The sequence below is a fragment of the Pleionea sp. WD8-19 genome, assembly GCF_055326765.1.
In genome coordinates this window covers 136,386-160,927 of sequence record NZ_JBUZOU010000005.1, presented here as the reverse complement: position 1 = coordinate 160,927, position 24,542 = coordinate 136,386, and the positions used below count along the sequence as shown (strand labels likewise).

Annotated in this window: 20 protein-coding genes; 18 read left to right on the top strand and 2 right to left on the bottom strand. The window is 43.1% G+C overall.

The genetic code is table 11. The annotated features are described in order from the left end of the window. Position 1: 1 nt before the first annotated feature. The 12 genes from ispH to secF all read left to right on the top strand — a co-directional run bounded on the left by ispH (position 2) and on the right by secF (position 13,690). On the top strand, positions 2–934 hold the full coding sequence (ispH, locus tag ACTUJY_RS08160; RefSeq protein WP_463615583.1) for a 4-hydroxy-3-methylbut-2-enyl diphosphate reductase: 933 nt from the start codon (positions 2–4) through the stop codon (positions 932–934). Between the two features lie 151 nt (positions 935–1,085). Next, positions 1,086–1,577: a GspH/FimT family pseudopilin gene (locus tag ACTUJY_RS08155; protein ID WP_463615582.1), complete on the top strand. Its 492-nt coding sequence runs from the start codon at positions 1,086–1,088 to the stop codon at positions 1,575–1,577. Further along, the gene (gene pilV, locus ACTUJY_RS08150; RefSeq protein ID WP_463615581.1) at positions 1,577–2,122 is read left to right on the top strand and encodes a type IV pilus modification protein PilV; all 546 of its coding nucleotides are present in this window, start codon (positions 1,577–1,579) and stop codon (positions 2,120–2,122) included. Before ACTUJY_RS08155 ends, pilV begins: the two co-directional genes overlap by 1 nt. Next, complete coding sequence (locus tag ACTUJY_RS08145; protein ID WP_463615580.1) at positions 2,119–2,862, top strand: PilW family protein; 744 nt, start codon at positions 2,119–2,121, stop codon at positions 2,860–2,862. Before pilV ends, ACTUJY_RS08145 begins: the two co-directional genes overlap by 4 nt. Before the next feature lie 20 nt (positions 2,863–2,882). Then, positions 2,883–3,410, top strand: a complete 528-nt coding sequence (locus ACTUJY_RS08140; protein WP_463615579.1) for a pilus assembly PilX family protein — start codon at positions 2,883–2,885, stop codon at positions 3,408–3,410. A 34-nt stretch (positions 3,411–3,444) separates the two neighbouring features. Then, positions 3,445–7,596, top strand: a complete 4,152-nt coding sequence (locus ACTUJY_RS08135; protein WP_463615578.1) for a pilus assembly protein — start codon at positions 3,445–3,447, stop codon at positions 7,594–7,596. 14 nt (positions 7,597–7,610) lie between these two features. Further along, positions 7,611–8,039, top strand: coding sequence for a type IV pilin protein (locus ACTUJY_RS08130; RefSeq protein ID WP_463615577.1), 429 nt, complete (start codon positions 7,611–7,613; stop codon positions 8,037–8,039). A 111-nt stretch (positions 8,040–8,150) separates the two neighbouring features. Continuing rightward, the gene (gene queA / locus ACTUJY_RS08125) at positions 8,151–9,188 is read left to right on the top strand and encodes a tRNA preQ1(34) S-adenosylmethionine ribosyltransferase-isomerase QueA (protein WP_463615576.1); all 1,038 of its coding nucleotides are present in this window, start codon (positions 8,151–8,153) and stop codon (positions 9,186–9,188) included. Position 9,189: 1 nt separating this feature from the next. Next, complete coding sequence (gene tgt, locus ACTUJY_RS08120) at positions 9,190–10,311, top strand: tRNA guanosine(34) transglycosylase Tgt (RefSeq protein ID WP_463615575.1); 1,122 nt, start codon at positions 9,190–9,192, stop codon at positions 10,309–10,311. A gap of 175 nt (positions 10,312–10,486) precedes the next feature. Beyond that, positions 10,487–10,795 carry a preprotein translocase subunit YajC gene (gene yajC, locus ACTUJY_RS08115; RefSeq protein ID WP_463615574.1) on the top strand — a complete coding sequence of 103 codons (309 nt, stop codon included), beginning with the start codon at positions 10,487–10,489 and terminating at the stop codon, positions 10,793–10,795. A 12-nt stretch (positions 10,796–10,807) separates the two neighbouring features. Then, positions 10,808–12,745 carry a protein translocase subunit SecD gene (secD, locus tag ACTUJY_RS08110; protein ID WP_463615573.1) on the top strand — a complete coding sequence of 646 codons (1,938 nt, stop codon included), beginning with the start codon at positions 10,808–10,810 and terminating at the stop codon, positions 12,743–12,745. Positions 12,746–12,760: 15 nt separating this feature from the next. Then, positions 12,761–13,690 (top strand): protein translocase subunit SecF, encoded by a 930-nt coding sequence (secF, locus tag ACTUJY_RS08105; protein ID WP_463615572.1) that lies wholly within the window; start codon positions 12,761–12,763, stop codon positions 13,688–13,690. A 121-nt stretch (positions 13,691–13,811) separates the two neighbouring features. Here secF and ppsR read toward each other — a convergent pair whose 3' ends face one another. Next, positions 13,812–14,630, bottom strand: a complete 819-nt coding sequence (gene ppsR / locus ACTUJY_RS08100; RefSeq protein ID WP_463615571.1) for a posphoenolpyruvate synthetase regulatory kinase/phosphorylase PpsR — start codon at positions 14,628–14,630, stop codon at positions 13,812–13,814. 100 nt (positions 14,631–14,730) lie between these two features. Here ppsR and ppsA point away from each other — a divergent pair, with 100 nt between their 5' ends. The 6 genes from ppsA to ACTUJY_RS08070 all read left to right on the top strand — a co-directional run bounded on the left by ppsA (position 14,731) and on the right by ACTUJY_RS08070 (position 23,707). Beyond that, on the top strand, positions 14,731–17,106 hold the full coding sequence (gene ppsA, locus ACTUJY_RS08095; RefSeq protein WP_463615570.1) for a phosphoenolpyruvate synthase: 2,376 nt from the start codon (positions 14,731–14,733) through the stop codon (positions 17,104–17,106). 101 nt (positions 17,107–17,207) lie between these two features. Next, entirely contained in the window at positions 17,208–18,845 is a 1,638-nt protein-coding gene (locus ACTUJY_RS08090) for an AMP-binding protein (protein ID WP_463615569.1), read from the top strand. Between the two features lie 60 nt (positions 18,846–18,905). After that, on the top strand, positions 18,906–19,778 hold the full coding sequence (locus ACTUJY_RS08085) for a DMT family transporter (protein ID WP_463615568.1): 873 nt from the start codon (positions 18,906–18,908) through the stop codon (positions 19,776–19,778). 23 nt (positions 19,779–19,801) lie between these two features. After that, positions 19,802–21,853: an alpha/beta hydrolase family protein gene (locus ACTUJY_RS08080; RefSeq protein WP_463615567.1), complete on the top strand. Its 2,052-nt coding sequence runs from the start codon at positions 19,802–19,804 to the stop codon at positions 21,851–21,853. Positions 21,854–22,070: 217 nt separating this feature from the next. Then, positions 22,071–22,850 carry a DUF3050 domain-containing protein gene (locus tag ACTUJY_RS08075; RefSeq protein WP_463615566.1) on the top strand — a complete coding sequence of 260 codons (780 nt, stop codon included), beginning with the start codon at positions 22,071–22,073 and terminating at the stop codon, positions 22,848–22,850. Between the two features lie 77 nt (positions 22,851–22,927). Continuing rightward, the gene (locus tag ACTUJY_RS08070) at positions 22,928–23,707 is read left to right on the top strand and encodes a DUF3050 domain-containing protein (RefSeq protein WP_463615565.1); all 780 of its coding nucleotides are present in this window, start codon (positions 22,928–22,930) and stop codon (positions 23,705–23,707) included. A gap of 60 nt (positions 23,708–23,767) precedes the next feature. Here the strand turns inward: ACTUJY_RS08070 and ACTUJY_RS08065 are convergent, their stop codons facing one another. Beyond that, positions 23,768–24,541 carry a ferredoxin--NADP reductase gene (locus ACTUJY_RS08065; protein WP_463615564.1) on the bottom strand — a complete coding sequence of 258 codons (774 nt, stop codon included), beginning with the start codon at positions 24,539–24,541 and terminating at the stop codon, positions 23,768–23,770. Position 24,542: the final 1 nt, after the last annotated feature.

The window sequence follows — 24,542 nt, the reverse complement described above, 5'->3', positions numbered from 1 at the left end:
CATGGAAATATTGCTAGCCAATCCTCGAGGCTTTTGTGCGGGGGTCGATCGAGCCATCGAAATTGTAAATCGAGCACTGGAGGTGTTCGGCGCTCCTATCTATGTTCGTCATGAAGTTGTGCATAATAAGTTTGTGGTTGACGGATTACGTGATAAAGGAGCGGTATTTGTTGAGCATGTTTCAGAAATACCTTCAGACTCAATTTGTATCTTTAGTGCGCATGGTGTTTCTCAGCAAGTACGAGAAGATGCAAAGTCGAGAAACCTGAAGGTTTTTGATGCGACTTGCCCATTAGTCACTAAAGTGCATATGGAGGTTGCTCGAGCCAGTAATAAAGGGCAAGAGTGTATTTTGATTGGGCACAAAGGTCATCCAGAAGTCGAAGGTACAATGGGGCAATACAATAACCGTGAGGCCGGCATCTATTTGGTTGAAACCGTTGAAGACGTTGAAAGTTTACAAGTAAAAAATCCTCAAAACCTGCACTTTGTTACTCAAACCACGCTTTCAGTCGATGATACTAAGCAAATCATTGCGCAATTACAGATAAAATATCCGGAAATCCAGGGACCTCGTAAAGACGATATTTGTTACGCAACTCAAAATCGTCAAGATGCGGTAAAAACCATTGCTCAACAAGTTGATTTGGTGTTGGTTGTAGGCTCGCAAAACAGTTCTAATTCTAATCGTTTACGTGAATTGGCCGAAAAGCAAGGAACCAACGCTTATCTCATTGATAATGCTGAAGAAATCCAACAAGCATGGGTGCAAGATATTGAAAAGGTTGGCATTACAGCCGGTGCCTCCGCTCCGGAAGTACTGGTAAAGCAGGTCATTGATAAGCTTAAGTCTTTAGGCGGAAAAGCAGCGGAAGAACTTAATGGAAAACCAGAAGATATCGTATTTGTATTGCCACCAGAACTCAGAGAATAAACACTTTAATATTAAACTGTGACAACCTTCGCATTTAATATCAATCACTTAACCGCTTATCGGAAGCCAATCGGCGCTTATCGCTAAGCGGTTGTATGTCTCAAAACTGCCGCTAGTATTAACCTAGAAATTCTCAAAATGAAGTTGGGTTATGAAACATTCTGGTTTTACACTTGTGGAGCTTTTGGTTGCGGTAGCGCTGGTAGCGATTTTAGCTTCCTTTGCAATTCCTTCCTTTCAAGCGACTGTTCAACGAAACCAACTTTCTTCCTGTGCAAATAAATTGATTGCCGCAATTCAATTGGCAAAATCGGAAGCTGTTACCAATCGTCAAAGGGTCATCGTTGCGGCCGACGCTGCTTCCGCTCAGCAGCCTGCTTTCAGGGTGGGGCTTGATCCTGACGGCAATAATGTTGTCGACGATGCTCATATCAATCAAGTTTTTGCTTGTTCAGGAGATGGCTTGTCGATTACACCTACACCCAATATTAGCTTTTTATCATTTGGTCCTACCGGTTTTCGTGCGGATGGACAAGGGCAGATTCAGTTCTTAACGTGTAACTCAGTAGGGTATGGTAAAAACATGACGGTAACAACCGGTGGTGGTATATCTACGGATGATGCACCGGAGGGGAGCTGCTGATGAAGTTTGAAAAGAGTCAAGGTGTTTCCTTAATCGAAGTTCTTGTCACGGTACTTGTTTTGGCGGTTGGGCTATTGGGCGTTGCGGCTCTTCAAATGACCAGTATTAACAGTAATCAAGAAGGATACTTTAGAAGTCAGGCTACCGAAATTGCTGAAAATCTTGCTTCTAAAATGCGAGCTGCCCGTATGGCCGTTTATGATGGCACGACTTCATTGCAGCAAGTTATTGATTCCTATGCAGGAGCTCCATATGCGTGTGGTGGTGCTGGAAACACTTGTCAAAGTGGTAGTTGCTCACCAGCGGAAGTTGTCGCTTATGATCAATGGGAAGTATGTGATATGGCAAATCGAGAGTTGCCTGATGGCCAGGTTTATGTGGTGAATGTTAGTGGTGTTCGCTCTCGCGTTGCGGTTGTATGGACCCCGACTGTGGCTAGGCAAGATTTAGGGCAGTCAACTCAAATAGTGAACCAGCAGTGCAGAGGAATCAATAACGCAATCACTGCTGAGCAAGACTGTGTTATTTTGGAGGTTATTCCATGAAGTTAAGCTTTAAAAAACAGTCGGGCTTTAGCTTAGTGGAGTTAATGATTGCCGGGTTTCTTGGTCTGCTATTGCTTGCGGGTGTGATATCTCTATTTATAGGATCTAAAAAGACCTATCTAGTGCAACAAGAGCTTGGGAACGTACAAACGGATGGACGGTTTGCCTTAATGTTTATGGAACGCATTATTGAAAATGCCGGCTGGTATCATGATGAAGTGACGCCAAAGATGGCGTCCGCGATAGACTTTAATGGTTCAGCCGAAGGTGGGGCTGGGAGTGACAGTATCGCGGTTCAGTTTCAAACGCTGAACGGAACAGGAGTTGATTGCAACGGCAGCGTCGTTGCAGATGAAATTGTTTTAAATCAATTTTTTGTTAATGGAACCACTTTATTATGCCAGGGGAATGGTGGTGCAGTTGCACAGCCTGTTATCGAAAACGTTGAATCTTTTCAAGTTTTGTACGGTGTGGACTCTAATGGTGATTTTGTTATCGATCGATATTTTACCGCTTCTGGTTTGACTTCAGGCAGTCTGCGAAATAGTGTAATCGCTGTACAAATTGCCGTATTGATAAGTACACAAGAAAACGTATTAGATGAAAATCAACAGAGTAGTTTTCAAGTTTTGGACAGAGTAATGAACTTTGAAGATCGTCGAGTACGTCGATTGTTTTCCAAAACCATTATGATACCAAATCAAGCCTATGTGTTGGTGAATTCTGCAAAGAGCAGTTAATGTTTAGTGAGACGAGATGTATGAACTTTTCTAATCAAAACGGTGCAGCGTTGTTTGTTGCTTTAATTTTTCTTGCCGTACTTATGGTAGTTGGAGTGACCGCGGTTAGAAACAGTAGTTTTCAAGAAAAAATGGCCGCTAATGTCCATCAAAATAACTGGGTGTTTGGTGCTGCTGAATCCGGGCTCAATGCATTTAATGAGATGGCTAATTCTGGCGATGATGTAAGCGATGCGAACCATATACTTTTTCGAACACGTACGCAAGGAACCGTTAATTTTTGTGTGGATAGCAACGGAAATGAAGCGGCTTATAGCGAACAAACCGGTTGCGAAGGTACATTTCTTGACGGAAATGCAGTGATGGCACAAGTCACCGTTCTTAATAACGGCTGTCTTCCTCCTCAAAGCTGTACTGGGTTTAGTGCAGGAGTAGGGAAGCAAACCGTTAAATGTCAGGGTTATCGAGTTGATGCTTTTGGTTCCGGTTTTGAAATGCAAGAGCAGGTAGAGTGGTCTGCGTATCAACTTAGCGCACAGTGCAAGTAATTTATTGAATTCGTCTTAGAGGCGGGAGGCAGTAATGAAGTATTTTTCTAATCAGTTGAAATTAATCTGCTTGGTTGCGCTATATAGTTTTTGCACTATGGGCACCGGGTACGCAGATGATACGGAAATATTTTTTAACGGAAATACGAGCTCAAGCACGACGCCGAATGTGCTTTTTATTTTTGATACTTCAGGAAGTATGAACCGAAATGCATCCGGAAGTAACAGCAACTCAGCTCGAATTGATGTGATGCGCGATGTTATGTTTGAGTTTTTAACCGATATCCAAGGTATAAATATCGGTATGGCACGTTTCAGTGTTCCTGGAGGCCCTATTTTAAGCGCTGTCGTTGATGTGGATGCGGCTATCGATCCCGTTGCCATTTCTCAAATCAATGACAATAGTGACGATGCGACGCAAAACACTACGAATGGCCAAATGGATTATTCTGCGAACACACTGGACTTTAACACCGATAAAGATACTGACTTATTAGGCTTGCGCTTTAACGACTTGGATATTCCGCAAGGGGCCGTTATCACCTCCGCAAAGATTACGTTTGCAACCTATGATACCAGTTTGGGTAATCCTGCTTATATTATTAGAGGTGAAAACGTGGGAGATGCGGCGTCCTTTTCAGGTGTTCGTTTGTCGGATCGTATGGCAGCCAACAGTACCATCAATGAAATTAAGTGGTTACCTGAAGAGTGGCGAGCGCCGAACCCGATGTTTGACGCAAATGGGGATCGTGTCCCTCCTAACTTTTACTCGACGCCTGATTTGACGCCTGTGATTCAGGAAATTGTCAATCATGGAAATTGGTGCGGCAGTAATAGTATGGCGTTTTTTATTGAAGCGTCGGCTGTGCAATCAGCGATACGGAGCGCTATTTCTCACGATGGTGACAGCCTATACGCACCGACCATTCGCATTGAATTTGATGCTGACCCTAGTAGCATTGCTAATAACACTACCGCAGTTAACAATGCCACAGCAGCAGGCAACCCAGTTGGTTGTTTTACTAACAGAACGTTCAGACAAATCAGTCGCAGTGATTATGACTTTGAGTACCCAAGCAGCGGTGGCGTATTTTACACAGGAACCATTTTGGATTTTTACAGAATCGGCGGACAAACCAACCGTGCAATCGGTTTACACTTTGACAATGTATTGATTCCAAGTGGCGTTACCGTTACCAATGCGTATATCGAGTTTGTGGCAGACGCCGATGATAATGGCAATGCCAACTCTACCATTTATTTTGTGAACTCCGATAATGCAAGTCCTGACCCTGCAACGATATGGAATGCACCGAAACTGTCTGGGGTTAACTGGTCTCCACCCAACTTTGTTGACAATATCATTTATGAAACACCCTCATTGACCAGCCAGGTTCAGCAAATTGTGAATCTGGGAGGATGGGATTCTGGCAATGCAATGTCGGTGTTTATTCGTTCAACATCAGGCAATCGCGATGCGGTCAGCTTTGATCAAAGCCCGGTAAGGGCACCACGTTTGGTCGTTGAGTATCAAGGTTCTTATGATGGAACTGGGTACACCAAACGAGATGAAATGAAACAAGTCGTGCAAGATTTCCAAGCGCAAGGCAATACACCCATCAGTGATACCTTATTGGAAGCAGGACTTTATTTTAGAGGCGAACCGGTACTTTATGGTTTGCAACGAGGAAGCCCTCCAAGCCGATACAATCGTATCAGTAACCCCAATAGTTTTGACAATAACGGGGTTGTTTACACACCTCCGGGTTGCTCAAGTACCGATCCAAACAGTAATAATTGTCGTAATGAAGAAGTTCGAGGAAACCCAAACTACATTTCGCCGATTGTCGATGGCTGCCAAAAAAACCACATCGTATTGTTAACGGATGGTGAACCGACCAGTCATGATACTCAAACAGCATCAACTTATAACACATGGTCTGGTAGTACGTGCAGTGGCAGTAACAGTGGTCGGGATTGTGCAATAAAAATTGCAGGTTTTCTTTCGGATACTGAAAACGATCAAAATAGCAGTATTCCTGGAAATCAGAGTATTACAACGCATGTTATTGGTTTTGATCACTCGTCATCCTTTTTAAGCAGCCTTGCTTCAGCTGGTGGCGGTGTATACGCAACGGCGAACGATAAAGAAACCTTGTTGGCAACCTTAAATGAAATTGCAGACTCGATTTTAAAAACCAATACCACGTTCGTTTCAGCGGGCTTAACGGTGAATCAATACAACCGTCTGACCCATAATGATGAACTTTATTATTCATTGTTCCAACCTGGAGCCACGGCTCGTTGGGACGGGAACTTAAAGCGGTACCGATTGGTTGATGGCGTGGTTGTTGATGTTAACGGTAACTCGGCTGTTGATCCATTAACAGGCGAATTTAGAGCAACATCAACGAGCTGGTGGTCCGATACTGTCGACGGTAATGAAGTTGCGGAAGGTGGGGTAGCCGGAGAACAAACTATCGGAAGAACGCTTTATTCAAATCTTAATTCAGGAGTTAGTTTAACTTCAGCAAGTAATCGAATTGCTACAAATAATGCACTTATTACGAATGCGATGCTAGGCACAGCCAACGACGCAGAAAAATCTGAAGTCATTGAGTGGGCACTGGGATACGATACTGCTGATCCGGGGAGGACTACACCTCATCAATTGATTGGTGATCCTTTACACTCAAGGCCAACACTACTGACTTATAATTTAAGTGATACAAGTACTAAAACTTACGCATATGTTGGTACAAATAATGGGTACCTCCATGTTTTTGATGGAAACTCCGGTAGTGAGCTTTGGTCGTTCATTCCTCAAGAAAAGCTTGATCTATTAAAAATAAAAAAAGATAACGCTGCAACGCCAACTCACTCTTATGGACTGGATGGTGAAATTACTATTTACTTAGATGATACAAACGGTAATGGGGCTTTAGATACTGCCGAACAGGAAAAAGCATACCTGTTTGTTGGCATGAGACGCGGAGGTGGATCGTATTATGGGTTTGATATTTCTAGCCCAGGCTCTCCAGAAATGTTGTTTCAACCTATTAATTCTAGTTCGTCAGGCTTTTCTCGTTTAGGAGAGACTTGGTCTAAGCCAATTGTGGCTCGGATGAATATTGGAAATGTCCAAAACCGATTGGTGCTTATTTTTGGTGGTGGATACGATACAGTGCATGATACTGCAGGTGTAGCATCGCAAGCTGCGGGAAGTGGAAATGTGGTGTATATTGCCGATGCGTTAACGGGGGCACATATATGGGACTCTTCCTCTGCAACTCAAGCAACGGGAGCTGGTCCTATTTCAAGTATGAACGCCGTACCTGCTAATATCACAGCCATTGATTTAAACCAGGATAATTTGGTGGATCATTTTTATGTTGCTGATGCAGGCGGGCAAATATTCCGGTTTGATGTTGATAATGAAAACGGCTCAATCGTCGGGGGTCGAATCGCACGCCTTCAGTCGGGAAGCTCTGCTGTTGAAAATCGTCGGTTCTATAACGCTCCTGATGTAGCGGTGATACGGGATGGAAATACTGGTCAAGTATTTGTTTCTGTTGCCATAGGCTCGGGTTATAGAGCACATCCTTTAGACACTGAGATTGCCGAACACATGTTTGTATTGCGTGATTACGGTGTGTTAAGTAAAACGTTTGCGCGAGATATCTCTTTGTCTGACTTGGTCGAGCAAAACTTTACTGACACAAATGGAGATGGAGTTTACGATGCGACAGAGCAGTTGTCTGACACCAATAGCAATAAACACGGTTGGTACTATGACTTTTCAGTCGCAGGTGAAAAGGTGTTAGCGGATTCATTAACTTTTAACAACGCCGTTTTATTTACCACCTATACGCCTTCAACAGGAGCCAACAATAATGGTAGTTGTGCGCCGCCTGCGGGAAGCTCTCGGATATACGCGATGTCTATTCTCGATGGCTCACCTTATGTCGATACGAACTTTGATGGTGAAATTGATGCTCGGGATATATACGTTGACTTACCCGGTTCAGGTATTGCTCCAGAGCCTCAAGTGATTATAACGGTTGATTCAAGTAGTGGAGGTGCACGTAATAACCTGTGCGTAGGCCGAACCTGTGACTTGGATGAACTGTTACGCGCCCCTCCTACTCGAATGATACCGGTTAAGTGGCGTCATATTCAAAATTAAGCGAGAGGTTCAACATGAAATTTAAATCGGGGTTTACATTAATTGAGTTAATGATTGTGATCGCCATTTTAGGAGTCATTGCCGCATTTGCTGTACCATCCTATGATCGCTACATTACCAAGAGCATGAGAGCGGATGCAATGGGGGCTTTAATGAACGCTTCAAATGCTTTGGAGCGTCATAGATCGGTTAATATGACCTATGTTGGTGCTCAAACTGGAACCACCTTTGCTGCCAATGTACCAATGGAAGGCGGTACACCATATTATAATTTGGTTCTCGGTAACTTAGGTCGTACGACCTATACCATTACTGCAAATCCAGTAGGCAGAATGGCGGGAAGAGACGGGCCTTTAACCATCAACCAAGCCGGCCAAAAAACCTGGACAGACGACTCAGGAACATTACACAACTGCTGGCCTGAAAGTGGTAGCAGCTGCTAATTCAAACAAAGTAAGTGGCCGCAAAGCGGCCACATTTCTCTTATCCTTCTACTCGTCATCTTAAGCCATTTCAGGTAGAATTGCGCCACTTTTAGCTGGCTCATAAACCTGATGCAACTGTCTGATTTTCATTTCGATTTACCCGATGAACTGATCGCACGCTTCCCTGCGGAGCAGCGGCATGCCAGCCGTTTGTTGCATCTCGATGCTGATGCGCAAATCTTCGATCGTCAATTCACTGACTTGGTTGACTTACTCCGACCGGAAGATTGTCTTATTTTTAATAACACTCGTGTCATACCGGCAAGACTTTTAGGGAGTCGCGACTCAGGTGGTCGCGTTGAGGTGATGATTGAGCGTATTTTGGACGAACATCAGGTGCTGGCGCAGGTAAAGTCAAGTAACCCTTTAAAAGAGGGGGTTAAAGTCTTTGTCGGTGATTATTGTTTGGAAGTGATCGAGCGACGGTCCCCATTTTATGTATTAACTACGCTGCCTTCTGGTACTCCTGTTTTAAACGTACTTGAGGATCAAGGCCATATACCACTGCCACCTTATATCGATCGTGCAGACACTTCATTCGATCAAGAGCGCTACCAAACCGTTTACGCGGAGAAAGAAGGTGCCGTAGCGGCACCGACCGCTGGACTGCATTTTTCCGAAGAAGTGTTTTCTGCGTTAAAAGCGAAAGGCATTGTGTGGGACTTTGTTACTTTGCATGTGGGCTCTGGAACGTTTGCTCCAGTGCGAGTGGATAATATCGAAGATCACGAAATGCACAGCGAGTGGTTTGAAGTTCCTCCATCGGTGGTTGAACTGGTGAATTCTACTCGCAAAAAAGGCGGGCGAGTGGTTGCGGTTGGGACGACCAGTGTACGCTGCTTGGAGTCCGCATCCACTTGCGGGCAACTAAAGCCCCTTTCAGGTGAAACCAACATTTTTATCTATCCCGGCTATTCATTCCGCTCAGTTGATGCGTTGGTCACTAATTTTCATTTACCTGAATCAACCTTAATGATGCTGGTCAGTGCATTTTCTGGAAAAGAGGCCATTCTAGACGCTTATCGGCATGCGGTTGAGCAGCGCTATCGATTTTTCAGTTACGGCGACGCCATGTTTCTTGAGCGCCGCGAAATACCCGAGGTTTAGTGTGCAGTTTTCATTATTTGCAACAGACGGCCAGGCTCGTCGAGGTCAACTCACTTTTGATCGTGGTACGGTTCAAACTCCGGCATTTATGCCCGTTGGGACATACGGCACGGTGAAAGCCATGTCGCCCGATGACGTTAAAAACATCGGTGCAGAAATCGTACTGGGCAATACCTTTCACTTGATGTTACGACCAGGAACGGAAATCGTTCGTCTGCACGGCGATCTACACGACTTTATGCATTGGCAAGGTCCAATTTTGACGGATTCAGGTGGCTTTCAGGTGTTCAGTTTGGGCGAACTTCGCAAAATCACTGAGCAAGGTGTGGAATTCCGTTCGCCAATCAATGGTTCTAAAGTCTTTTTAGGGCCAGAAGAATCCATGCAAGTTCAACGAGAGTTAGGTTCCGACATTGTCATGATTTTCGATGAATGTACGCCGTACCCCGCTACTTGGGAGCAAGCGAAAGACTCAATGGAGCTGTCATTGCGATGGGCGGAACGATCTAAAGTTGCCCATGGCGATAATCCCAATGCTCTGTTCGGAATTGTTCAGGGCGGTATGTATGAAGACTTGCGTCAGGTTTCAGCAACCGGATTGAAAGATATCGGGTTTGATGGTTATGCGCTGGGCGGGCTTTCTGTAGGCGAAACCAAAGAAGAAATGAAAAAAGTTTTGGATTTTACCGCACCGTTGTTGCCTACCGACAAACCACGATACTTGATGGGGGTGGGAAAACCAGAAGACATTGTGGAAGCGGTGCGGCGGGGTGTTGATATGTTCGACTGTGTCATGCCAACACGAAATGCTCGTAACGGACATTTATTTACAGCTGATGGCGTTGTAAGGCTGCGTAACAGTCCCCATAAAAGGGACACGGGTCCAATTGAAGAAGAGTGTGATTGTTACACCTGTCAGAATTACAGTCGCTCCTATTTACACCATCTGGATAAATGCAGCGAAATTCTGGGAGCACGACTGACTACCATTCACAATTTACGCTATTACCAACGACTGATGGCAAGTTTGCGAGCGGCCATTGAAACAGGTACATTAGCCGACTTTGTGACTGATTTTTACCAACGTCGAGGGATGGAAGTACCACCCTTGGCTAATGAATAATCAATAGGGCACCTCTAAAAATTAGATTTTTTCGTGAAAGCAAGGAGGTACTGCGCGGAGAACCAAAGTGTACAAGAGCTACATGAGGATTCGAGCGTAGCGCTAACGAGGCCATCGCGGAAAAGGCAATTTTTAGAGGGGCACAATAACCAATAGAAAGTTTAGGGGATAAATTATGTTATTAACTGCAGGTGCTGGGCAAAGTCCTATGGGCTTTTGGATCATGATGGGATTGTTTGTGGTGATTTTTTACTTTTTGATCATCCGTCCTCAATCAAAGCGTCAAAAAGAGCATAAGAAAATGATCGAAGCCATCGATAAAGGTGACGAGGTCGTTACTGCTGGTGGTATTTTGGGTAAGGTTAATAAAGTGACGGATAATTATATTGTGATCACCATCGCAGAGAATGTGAACATCAGCGTGCAAAAACATTCCGTGACTGCCTCTTTGCCTAAAGGCACTTTGAAATCCATTAAAGAATAAAAAGGAATCCTCATGATTTTGGGTCAACCACGTCAGCTGCCGTTAAATACTTTTCCAACATGGAAGTATTTAATGGTGGTCTTCATCATCTTTATTGGCGCATTTCTGGCATTACCAAATATTTTTGGTGAAGATCACGCCGTACAAATATCCGATAAAAATGGCAACGATATTCCTATAGAGCTTATTCAAAATATAGAAAAAGCGATTGTTGCTGAAAATATCGAAGTAAAAAGCCATGAGGTAGAGGGCAGTCGTGGTTTGATTCGACTGGTTCATCCGGATCAGCAAAACGAAGCAAAGCGAATCGCATTTCAATATGTTGAAAATCATGAAGATGAAAATATAAAGAACAATGCCATCGTCGCCGCAAATTTGGCAGCGGCAACACCGGAGTGGCTAGACAATCTTGGGTTGAGTCCAATGAAGTTAGGGCTTGATTTGCGAGGTGGAGTGCATTTCTTGTTAGAAGTTGATATGGATAAGTTGTTCGAAAAAGAGCAGGAAAAAGCCATTACCAATATCAAGTCATCACTTTACGAAAAAAAGATTTACCACGAAGGCATTGAAGTAAAAGACCAATTTACCGTACTTGCAAAATTTAAAACAGAAGAGTTGCAAGAGCGAGCTTTCAGTGAAGTGAATAATAGCTTGCAAGGTTTTACCATTAGCGATCGTGAAGTTGGCGGGGTATACCAATTGCTCTTCACATTGACCGATGAAAAAATTCGAGAAATTAAAGATTTTGCTATCAAGCAAAATATCACAACGTTAAATAATCGAATTAATGCTATTGGTGTGGCTGAGCCGTTAGTTCAACGTCAGGGAAGTGATCGAATTATTGTTCAACTGCCAGGTATTCAAGACACTGCGTCTGCAAGAAGTATTATCGGCGATACTCGAACTTTAGAGTTTCGTATGGTTAATGATCGACGCAGCGTTGCCGATGCAATTGCTGGTCGAGTACCTTATGACTCCGAACTGTTATATGAAACCGACGGTACTCCCGTTCTGATTTATAAAAAAGCAATGCTTGACGGTGAACATGTTACCGGTGCGGGCACCAGTTTAGATGAACGAGGCTTACCTCAAATAAACATCCAACTGGATGGTGCCGGTGGCTCCATCATGGCGAAAGAGTCTGGCGATAATGTTGGCAAAATGATGGCCATTGTTTTAACGGAAGTTACGCCTATTTTTAAGAAAAACGAATACGGTGATTTTGTTAAAAACGAGCAAGGTGAACTAATAAAAATTGATGAGCGTATCAATAAAGAGGCAGTGAGTGTTGCTCGTATCACAACAACATTAGGTAAAAGCTTTCGAATCACAGGGCAGTTTACACAACAATACGCCAGCAATTTGGCTTTAACGTTAAAGTCTGGATCACTAAAAGCACCTATTTACATTGTAGAAGATGGAACCATTGGTCCAAGCTTAGGACAAGAAAACGTAGAAAAAGGCCTGTATTCGATCATTATCGGCTTTGTACTTGTGCTGGCATTTATGTTGGTTCGCTATAAAGTTTTCGGTGTGGTTGCTAATCTCGCATTGATGTGTAACTTGATCTTAATTGTCGGCATGATGAGTTTAATTGGAGCGGTACTTACTTTGCCAGGCATGGCCGGTATTGTTCTTACAGTAGGTATGGCCGTAGACGCAAACGTATTGATTTTTGAACGTATACGCGAGGAGCTTAACGATGGCGTCTCGCCTGCACAAGCGATACATAACGGTTACGATGCTGCGTTATCAACCATTGCGGATGCCAATATAACAACGGCAATTGCAGCACTGATTCTTTTTGCTATTGGAACTGGTCCTATCGCCGGATTCGCAATTACGTTACTGTTTGGAATTCTAACCTCTATGTTCACTGCTATTGTTGGTAGTCGAGCTTTAGTGAATCTGATTTACGGTGGAAAAACCGTGAAAAAATTAGCTGTGTAACACGAGGGACTACTGATGAATTTAAATATACCTTTTTTGAAGTTTAAAAATATAGCGGTGATTTTGTCTGCACTGCTCATTATTGCATCTCTTGTTTCATTGTTTTCTCGAGGTTTAAACGTTGGTTTAGATTTTGCCGGTGGAACAACCATCCAAGTAAAATACAAACAACCGATTGAGTTAAGTGTTGTGCGCGATGCACTGGAAAAAAACAACTTAGGTGGTGGAGTCGTTCAGTATTTTGGTTCGTCATCAGATGTTACCATTCGATTACCTGCTGATATTGGTGTTGAGAACGAAAAACTTGATAATGCAGTAATGACTGCATTAAAAGCCGATCGGCCCGATGTGACTAAAATACGTCGAGCTTTTGTTGGTCCCGCAGTTGGCGAAGAATTAAGAGATGACGGTGGCCTGGCATTAATGACCGCCTTGTTTTGCATCATGGTCTACGTTGCCATCCGGTTCGAATGGAAGTTTGCGCTCGGTTCGGTGGCTGCATTAGCGCACGATGTGATTATCGTTAGCGGTTTTTTCTCTATTACCCAAATCGAGTTTGATTTGACCGTACTCGCAGCAATATTAGCGGTTATTGGTTACTCGCTGAACGATACCATTGTTGTTTATGATCGCATTCGTGAGAACTTTTTAAAAATGCGTAAAGGTTCGGCAATGGAAGTGATGAACCGCTCATTGAATCAAACGTTTACACGAACTTTGATTACATCGTTAACCACATTACTGGTATTAATCGCATTGTTCTTCCTGGGTGGTGAGTTAATTCATGGCTTTTCAATTGCGTTAATCGTTGGTGTGATTATTGGTACTTACTCTTCGATTTATGTGGCGAGTGCGGCTGCGTTAGCTCTGGGTGTTTCGAAAGAAGACTTAATGCCCCCAGAAATTGAAAAAGAAGGGGCCGATCAAGACGCGTTGATGCCTTAGATAATCAGTCAAGAGCTTCGAGTGACGAGTTTCGAGTAAAAACAAGTTTCGGTTTTACAGCCGAGCTCAGGTAGTTATCCTTTTACTCGCAACTCGCAACTCGCAACTCGCAACTCGCAATCTAAAAAGAAATCCGTTTTAAACCCGTCTTAATCATTATTTTTGTCGCTATTTCTTCGATCGACTTGCTGGTGGTTGTGATATACGGAATGCGCTCTTTTCGAAACAGTGCTTCTACTTCACGAACTTCCAGTTGACATTGTTTTAGTGATGCATACTGACTGTTAGCTCGACGTTCAGTGCGTATTTCATGCAATCGATGCGCATTAATCGTTAAACCAAACAATTTATGTTTATACTTTTTGAGCATAGTTGGCAGCTTTAAGTCTTCCATATCATCATCGGTAAACGGGTAGTTCGCACATTGGATCCCAAACTGCATGGCCATATACAATGAAGTTGGCGTTTTGCCGCAACGAGACACGCCTATCAGTATTAATTCAGCTTTATCGTAATATCGTGTGGTTGCACCGTCATCGTTATTCAGTGCAAAATTCACAGCATCAATGCGAGAGTCGTATTTTCCTTTTTCATCGTATGCGTGCGTTTTTCCAACGCGAAATCCCGACTTCATATCGAGTGCCTGCTCAAGTGGGCCAATAAAGGTTTGAAAAAAGTCGAATACCAACCCTTTACTTTCCATAATAATTTTGCGAATTTCGGGTGTGACAATTGTGTCAAACACCAGGGGCTGATGACCATTTGCAGCAGCGGCCTGATCAATTTTATCGCGTGCCTGTATCGCCTTTTTCTCAGTATCGGTAAAAGGTAATGCTACTTTTTCAAACTCAGCGTCTTCAAACTGGCTGAGAAGTGATTGGCCGAGCATTTCGGCAGTTATTCCGGTTCGATCAGAAATAAAAAATACGGTACGTTTCATAATTGGCGGTCATCAAGTACAATAATGTTTCACAAAGTATCGCCAGAACCAACCAAGAAAACAACTCTGGCGCACGGATCAAAACTCAGGAGACAAGAAAGTGCAAGACTATGTGCTCTGGTATGACGGCTTAGGCATGGACGATGTGGAAGTGGTGGGTGGTAAAAACGCATCACTTGGAGAGATGATCAGCAATTTGGCAAATGCCGGTGTGAGCGTTCCAAATGGCTTTGCGACGACGGCATCAGCGTTTCGCAGCTTTCTTAGCCAAAGTGGGCTCGATGATAGAATTCACGCTGAGTTAGAGACGCTTGATGTGGATGACGTCGACACGTTGGCAAAAACTGGGGCCAAAATTCGTCAGTGGATTATCGACACGCCTTTTATGCCAGAGTTGGAGCAGGCAATAGAGTCTGCCTATCAGAAATTAAAAGCTGGCGCCAATGAAGAATTCGCCGTAGCGGTTCGCTCTTCGGCAACAGCGGAAGACTTACCTGATGCCTCTTTTGCAGGGCAGCAAGAAACCTTTCTCAATGTTCGTGGTTTTGACAACGTAAAGTTGGCGTTAAAAGAAGTGTTTGCTTCGTTGTTTAATGATCGCGCCATCGCTTATCGAGTACACAAAGGGTTTGATCACAAATTGGTTGCTCTGTCAGCAGGCGTTCAGAAAATGATTCGCAGTGATATCGCTGCCAGTGGTGTTATGTTCACTATGGATACTGAGTCGGGCTTCAATGACGTGGTGTTTATTACTGGCGCTTTCGGTCTCGGAGAAACCGTTGTGCAAGGTGCAGTCAACCCCGATGAGTTTTACGTCCATAAGCCTACTTTACAAGCCAACCGGCCCGCAGTAGTACGTCGTAATTTAGGTGGTAAAGCCATTAAAATGATTTACGGTGACTCCAGCGAACACGGTAAAACCGTTGAAACCGTTAATGTGCCTATGTCTGAGCGTCAGCAGTTTTGTATTACCGATGCCGAAGTTGAAGAGCTAGCGCGTCAGGCATTAATTATCGAAAAACATTATCAGCGACCAATGGATATTGAATGGGCGAAAGACGGAGCCGATGGCCAGCTTTATATCGTTCAGGCTCGTCCCGAAACAGTGAAAAGCCGTGATGCACACAATGTCATTGAACGTTATTTGTTAAAGCAGCAGGGAGAAGTTTTAACCACTGGACGCGCAATTGGTCAGCGTATTGGAAAGGGCCCTGCGGCAGTTATCAGCGATATCAGTCAAATGTCGAGCGTGAAACCGGGTGATGTGTTGGTGACTGATATGACCGATCCTGATTGGGAGCCTATCATGAAACGGGCGTCGGCCATTGTGACCAATCGCGGTGGACGTACTTGTCACGCGGCCATTATCGCTCGTGAGCTTGGTATTCCTGCAGTTGTTGGCTGCGGCGATGCTACCGATCACATTCAGAGTGGTCAAGAAGTGACCGTGTCCTGTGCAGAAGGCGATACCGGTAATATTTATAAAGGTTTACTCGACTTCGAAATCAGCCAAAACGAAGTGGATAATATGCCCGATTTGGCATTCAAAATAATGATGAACGTGGGTAATCCGGATCGAGCGTTTGACTTTGCGCGGTTACCACACGCTGGCATTGGCCTGGCTCGTCTCGAATTTATCATTAACCGAATGATTGGCGTACATCCCAAAGCCCTGTTGGAGTTTGATGACTTAGACGATGACGATTTGAAAGAGCAAATCGAAGATCACATGGCAGGTTACGCTTCTCCACGAGAATTTTATATAGGTAAGTTAACTGAAGGTATTGCGACATTAGCTTGCGCTTTTTCACCGGAAAAAGTCATTGTGCGCATGTCAGATTTCAAGTCGAATGAATACGCAAATTTGGTTGGTGGTCATTTATATGAGCCAGAAGAAGAAAACCCAATGCTCGGCTTTCGGGGTGCATCGCGTTACATATCAGAAGAATTTCGAGAATGTTTCAAGTTAGAGTGTGAAGCAATAAAACGAGTACGTAACGAAATGGGATTTTCTAATGTAGAAATTATGATCCCGTTTGTACGTACGACAAGTGAAGCTGAGCGTGTTATTGAGTTATTGGCTGAGCACGGCTTAAAACGAGGTGAAAATGGCCTGCGTGTGATCATGATGTGTGAACTGCCATCAAATGCGTTATTAGCGGATGAGTTTCTACAGCACTTTGACGGTTTTTCAATCGGTTCGAACGATTTGACTCAACTAACATTGGGGCTGGATCGTGATTCCGGTATTATTTCGCATCTGTTTGATGAGCGTAATGAAGCCGTTAAAGTGTTGTTAGCTCGAGCAATTAAAGCCTGCAACGATGCGGATAAATACATTGGTATTTGTGGCCAAGGGCCGTCCGACCATCCCGACTTAGCGCGTTGGTTAATGGAACAGGGGATTGATAGTGTTTCCTTAAACCCCGATACGGTTATTGAAACCTGGCTTTACTTGGCAGAAGAACAAGACTGAGCATAAAAAAATCCTGCAAAATTGCAGGATTTTTTTTAACTTTTAAACTGTGCTAGATTCAAAGCTCAACGCGCTCAAACAACCAACAAAAATAAAAGACAATGGCCTCGATTCAATCACCAATAGACCGGTTCCTGCATTGGGCTAACGAAACGCCTGATCGTCCATTTTTGCGTCAGCCTAGTGGGCGACATTGGAACGAGATAACTTTCGCCGAAGCGTGGAAAAAGTCAGCTCGTTTAGCACATTATTTAAAAAAATTTCCGGCACGTAGCAAGATTGCTATTTATTCACTCAACTGTGCTGACTGGTTCATTGCCGATATGGCCATTTTAATGGCGGGTCACGTATCCGTACCTATTTATCCGACAGCTGGCTCGCATACCATTCGCTTTATACTCAAACACAGCGAAGCACCTTTGGTTTTTATTGGAAAGCTTTTTGACTGGAATGACAAGAAAGATTGCTTCTTCGATGTAGAATGCATCGCAATGTTCAATCGTAAATCTGACATGAGTTTTATTGACGAAGTAATTGAACAAAAAACAGAACTTGAAACTATTTTCCAACCCGAGCTCAATGATCTTGCAACTGTTATCTATACCAGTGGCACAACGGGAGAGCCAAAAGGCGTAATGTTATCATATCGTGCTATTGGCTCTGCCATTACTTCTGTTGAGCAAGTTATTGCCATTGATCAGAATGATCGATTTTTTTCTTATTTGCCACTAGCGCATGTCGCTGAACGCATGGCAGTAGAAATGGCCTCCGTATATTTTGGCGCCAGTGTCAGCTTTGTAGAGTCGCTGGATCATTTTGCAAAAAATCTCAGAGCGGTTAAACCGACAATATTTTTCGCTGTACCCAGAATATGGTTTAAGTTAAAGGCAGGAATAGAAGCAAAACTCGGCGGTCCTAAAGTACTTCTTATTTTATTTAAAGTGCCAATTTTCGGTAACTGGATCAAGAAAACGTTGCGTAAGCTGCTCGGCTTGTCAGAAACACGTTTGGCATTGTCTGCGGCAGCCAGTTTACCGGAGCACATTTTGGACTGGTTTGAAACGCTAGGCATTGATATTTGTGAGGCTTATGGATTGAGCGAAACGAGCGGTTTTTCCCATATCAATTTGCCTGGCAAACGAAAACCCGGCACGGTTGGCCAGCCTTTTCCTGGCGCGGAATGCATCATTGCTGAAAACGGAGAGGTGCTTTTACGAAATGCCAGTATAATGGAAGGTTATTTCAAACAATCAGAGCTTAGCGCACAAGTCATTCAAGACGGGTGGCTTCGAACCGGAGACTTAGGAAAAGTCGATGCGGATGGCTACTTAACCATTACTGGACGAGTGAAAGAAATATTCAAAACGTCAAAAGGAAAATACGTTTCACCGGTACCTATTGAAAATCTAATAGGGCCTGCGCTGAATGTAGAGCATCTATGTGTCATGGGATCAGACTTACCGCAGCCTGTTGCGATTGCGGTGATATTAGATGAATTGAATAATGAAGAGCGCATAAAGTTTGAACGCAGTGCTTGGCAATGTATTCAAAGTATTAATCAACAACTGGAGAAACATGAACGCATTGCGCAATTGTTTGTGGTTAATGAAGACTGGAACACAGAAAACGAATTGTTAACACCGACAATGAAATTACGTAGGCAGGCAATTGAAAACCGATACGCTAACTTTATCCAAAAACATTCAACGAGTAACAAAAAAATTATTTGGGAAAATTAGAGTTGTTTGCAACGAGCAATTTATAATTGTGTCAAATAAACCAATTGGGGATTTATCGTAATGTCGAGTACTGGAGCAGTCACATCTGCGGTTTCAGCCGTGATTATGATGGCCTGTGTACCGGTATTGGTTAAACTCATATCTGCCAGTGAAATTGAAATTGGAGTGATTCGACTGGTTATCGCAGCGATTGGCATGTCGCTGCTGCTCGGCTGGAGGCGGTTTCGGTGGAATCTGAGTGTAAAGCAGTGGCGTGTCTTATTGATTTTGGGTATTACCTTTGCCCTACATTGGTATGCGTATTTTAAAAGTATCAAATTATCGACGCCTGCTATTGCTGCCATTGGTGTTTCCACTTATGGAATACACTTGGTCATTTTAAGTGCCGCTTTTTTAAAGCAATCGATTAATAGAATCGACGTCATGGCATTAAGTTTAGCCTTAGTTGGACTTTACTGGGTGAGTCCGGAGATAAGTTGGCATTCAGACTATTTCTTGGGACTTCTGGTTTCTGTACTCAGTGGTTTTCTTTACGCGTGTTTGCCCATTATTCACCAAAAAGCATCAGATATACCAAATAATGTGCGAGCTTGGGGGCAGTTTTCTTTTGCTTTAATGGTATTTATACCATTTAGTTTCAATCAAACCTGGACATTCAATTATTTTGATTGGGGTGGGCTCTTGTTTCTTGGCGTTGTGTCAACACTGCTTGCGCATACGTTGTGGGTGAAGGCAACAACAGAACTCTCAGGTGTGATTACTAGTATGATTTACTATTTGTACATTCCAATTGCAATGGTATTGAGCCTGATCTTTTATGGAGAAGATATTTCATGGACAATGATGGTTGGAGCGAGTGCGGTGATTGCGGCTAATTTGGTCACCTTGTATGATCGCTGGTACAGAAGTAAAGGGTTTCTGGCAACAGAGTAATTTGGTAAGTAAATGAGGGTATTATGAAATACTGGTTATTGATGATTTTTTTGGCTTCATTTTCGAAAGCAAGCTTTGCAGAAAAAAAGCATGTGATGACATTAAAAGAAACAGTGAGTGTGGCGCAAGTTGAAGATAGCTATATTTCTCCGGACGGAAAATACACGGCCTATACTTTAAATAAGCCTCGCGCACCTTACAAAGATGATGATGGCGCGGATTATGTCGAACTGCATGTTGTCGATGGTAATGGAAAATCTCGTGCGTTTGTAAGTGGTAAGGTGTCTGTTTCACACATTCGTTGGAGCAGTGACAGTCAATATCTTTATTATTTAGCTAAACGCAATGACGATAAATATACGGCAATTTATCGAATCCCGATCGATGGAGGTGAGTCGACACCATTTATAACGCATGGCAATCACATAAGGGGCTTTTCGTTAAGTGGAGATGCTAATGCGCTTGTGTACATCGCTCAAGAGCCAAAAGACAAAAATGAAGAAAAGTTAAAAAAGAAAGGTTTTAAAGCTGAAATTTATGAAGAAGACAAAGCGTTTAACTTTCTATACCGAGTTGACTTAACCGATCTTAAAAAAGCGCCGGTAAAATTAGCGGTTGAAGGACATGTAATATCGGCAGAATACCACGCGAATAAAAATTCAATCTTGGCAAAGATCACGCCGACACCTCATATTGATGATAAATATACAGAAGCGCAGTACCGAATTCTTAACAACAAAGGGCTTTATACTCAAAAGTTTGAAACGGAGGGAAAGTTAGATATTGCGCGTTGGTCACCTAATGGTGCTCGAGTTGCAATCATCGGTGCAGAAGACAAACACGATCCCGCTAGCGGGCGTCTTTTTGTTGCTAGGACTAAAAGTGGTAACCTACAAAACATTTTAAAAAACTACCCTGGTCATGTGCGCGATATCCGCTGGTTGAGCAATTCCAAATTGGCGTATCTGGGTCACTTGGGAACGTCCAGCGAAGTAGTAGTGATTGATTTGGATTCAGAAACAACTCAAACATTATTACCAGTAGGGCAAGCAACATTACGCAGTATTGATGCGGATACATCCGGAACGAAAATTGTAGCAACGATGAGTACTGCTGATCATCCACGCGAGGTCTATGCATTAAATCAAGGACAATTAAAAAGGCTGACGTACTCCAATGACTGGCTTAATAATATTATTCTGCCGAAGCAAGAATCCATAACCTATAAAGCGCGCGACGGTCTTGAACTTGAAGGCATCTTAATTTATCCAACCAATTATCGAAAAGGTAAACGTTACCCTTTAATTATGATGGTACACGGTGGTCCGGAAAGTCATATCAGTAACGAGTGGTTGGATCGATACTCCTATCCGATCAAACACGCTGCAGGTAATGGGTTTGCCGTATTTTTGCCAAACTATCGAGGCAGTACCGGTCGCGGTGTTGAGTTCAGTAAAATGGGGCAAGCCGATTACGCGGGTGCTGAATTTAATGACTTGGTTGACGCCATTAATCATTTGGATCAACTGCGTATCATCGATAAAAAACGCGTCGGTATTACCGGTGGATCTTACGGTGGTTATGCGTCAGCGTGGGCAGCTACAGCATTAAGTGAACATTTTGCTGCGAGCGTTATGTTTGTTGGAATTTCCAATCAACTTTCCAAATTCGGAACCACCGATATTCCGAAAGAAATGTACAACGTTCATGCGCGTAATTACCCATGGGATAAGTGGGAATGGATGCTGGAAAGGAGCCCAATTTATCACACAGATAAAGCGAAAACGCCGCTTTTAATTATGCATGGTAAAGACGATACGAGAGTGCATCCAGCTCAATCGATGGAACTGTATCGGTACATCAAAACCCGTACCAAGACTCCGGTAAGATTGGTATATTATCCCGACGAAGGACATGGCAACAAAAAAGTTGCGGCGCAACTGGATTACGCTCAACGATTAATGCGTTGGATGACTTTCTATCTGACAGGAAAAAACAAAAAAGACACATTACCACCTTATGAACTGGATCATGCCAATCAAATCAAACCGGAAATGAAAGAAGAGAAGGAGTAATTTGTACAATAACCTTTAAAGGTTAAACGCAATCATTTCGTTTGCAATCAAAGAAAAAGTGGCTAAAGTAAGTATGCTTACTGCCGCTTTTTCTTAATCTCATCCTCGATATTAATTTGTCGAAATAATGAACTCGGTCATCCATTCAGCCCCTTTTTCTTGCGAATACAAAAATTCACCATAAGCTTATATTTATGAGCTTGTAGAGGTGTTTTTTATGCTGACCTTTGAAGACGAGCGCCTGATATCGTTGAGCCAACTACTTACCGAGCATCCGCTTCTTTCATCCATTCATACACTTGACGATCTGGATATTTTTACCCAACAACACATTTTCGCTGAGTGGAGTTACATGACGCTGTTAAAGTCTTTGCAGCGAAAATATACCAATTTAAATGTGCTCTGGTTTCCTACGAAAGATCCAATTGGTAGAAAACTCATTAATGACTTAATTTTGGAATATGAATCTAATGAAGCGGTTGGAGGTCTGTCTTATATCGAATGGTATTTACAAGCGATGAAGGAGTGCGGATTTGATACGGCTTATTTGGAGTGTATGCTCGATAACTTGGAGCAATACAAAAATTACCAATCGATTGTTGATTCGATGGATTTTGCGACGCAGCGCTTTGTACATAATGTCATTGATATTGCGTCGGGAGACAGCACTTTGGACATCATGGCTGCATTTTTTTTGGGGCGATGGAGTAGCGAACCCGCTATGGCAAAAAAAATGTTATCGCATTTAAGATATCAATTTTCGAGTATGGCAGGCTCTTTTCTTTTTTATCTGGAACAAAAAGCACAGTCATTTAATGAAGAGCATAAGGCCATTGCGCTCAATATTATGACGCGTTTATGTAATAACGACTCAAAAAATGTAGCGCGTTGTATTCATGTTGCTGCAAAAATACTGGAGTTGAAACACATGTTATGGGATGGAATTTACTATCAAATTATCGAAAAATCATCGGAGCAAGCTTATCTGCAGCATTGAGTTCTGAGTAAAGTAACCATTATTGTTAACCTCAAAAGGGAAGGGGCCAATTTAACCACCGTTAAGGAGAGCAGATCATGCTGAACTTTGAAACCAAAGAGGTCGCTTCTCTTAAATCATTATTGTTAACCCATCCGTTGTATCAAAATATTGAAAACCTTGATGATCTCAGAGTTTTTATGCAATACCACGTTTTTGCCGTTTGGGACTATATGACTTTACTCAAAGCGCTACAGTCAAAATTGACCAACATTCAAATACCTTGGTTCCCAAAGGGAGAGCCCGCATTAAGGCAAATGATCAATGAGATTGTTTTGGGTGAAGAGTCTGATGAGGTAGTCGGCGGATTATCGCACTTCGAGTGGTACTTGCTTGCCATGGATGAATGCGGTGCAGAATCAAAAAATATTGATCGGTTACTGCATTGCGTTCAAGAGGGTGAAAGTCCTAAGTTAGTTCTCGATACTTTGTCTTACTCAATTCAGCAGTTTGTTGACAAGTCACTCACTATTGCAATGAGTGGAGAAGATTATGAAATTGCTGCGGCATTTAGTTTAGGCAGAGAGAGCCTAATACCACCCGTGTTTATGGCGTTATTGCCACAGCTCGCTTCGCAAAAAACAGAGTGTGTTGCGAGGCTTCAACGTTACTTACAACGACATAGTGAAGTCGACGGCAAGGGGCATGGTCCATTGGCCATTCAAATGCTAACTCGCATGTGCGGTAATAACAAACGGATTTACCATCGATGCATTGATATTGCGGTCAGTGTTTTAGAAAGCCGGTATTTACTCTGGGATGGCGCTTACAGTGACATCATTAAAACGAAAAAAGCGTTGAAGAGGTCTGTTTGCTAAACAGAATTAAAGGAAACAACAAAGAGGAGTTTCAGGCCGAAGGATCGGCCTTCAGGGAGGCTACTCAACAAAGGCACGCTCAATGACATAGTCGCCTTGAACACCCGTTTTTGGGCTGATATGAAAACCATGGTGATCGAGCAGTGCAGAAATCTCTTTTAGCATTTCTGGGTTACCACAAATCATGGCGCGATCTTCGGATGGAGCCAATGGCTCGATACCTAATTTGGTAAACAGACTGCCATCTTCAATGGCGTCAGTAATACGACCATTGTTATCAAAAGGTTCTCTTGTCACGGTTGGAAAATAAATCATTTGCTGCTGGACGAAATCACCAATGTATTCGTGTTTAGGCAATTCTTGTGTGATGAAATCTCGATAAGCTAACTCACTTACGTGTCGGACACCATGGCATAAAATGACCTGTTCAAATTTTTCGTAGGTGTGAGGATCTTGAATGATGCTAATAAAAGGTGCCAATCCCGTTCCGGTGGCAAATAAAAACAATCGTTTACCGGGTTTTAAATCATCAATGACCAGTGTTCCAGTCGGCTTTTTACTGACAACAATTTGACTGCCCGGGGTTAAATGCTGCAATTGAGAGGTGAGAGCGCCATTGGGCACCTTGATGCTGAAAAACTCCAAATGCTCTTCATAATTTGGACTGGCAATGCTGTAAGCACGAATTAACGGTTTATTTTCTTGTTGTAATCCGATCATGACAAATTCACCATTGCGAAACTTTAGGCTTTGATGACGTGTGGTTTTAAAACTGAATAATTTGTCATTCCAGTGATGAACATCAAGTACGGTTTCAAAATTTAAATGGGTCATT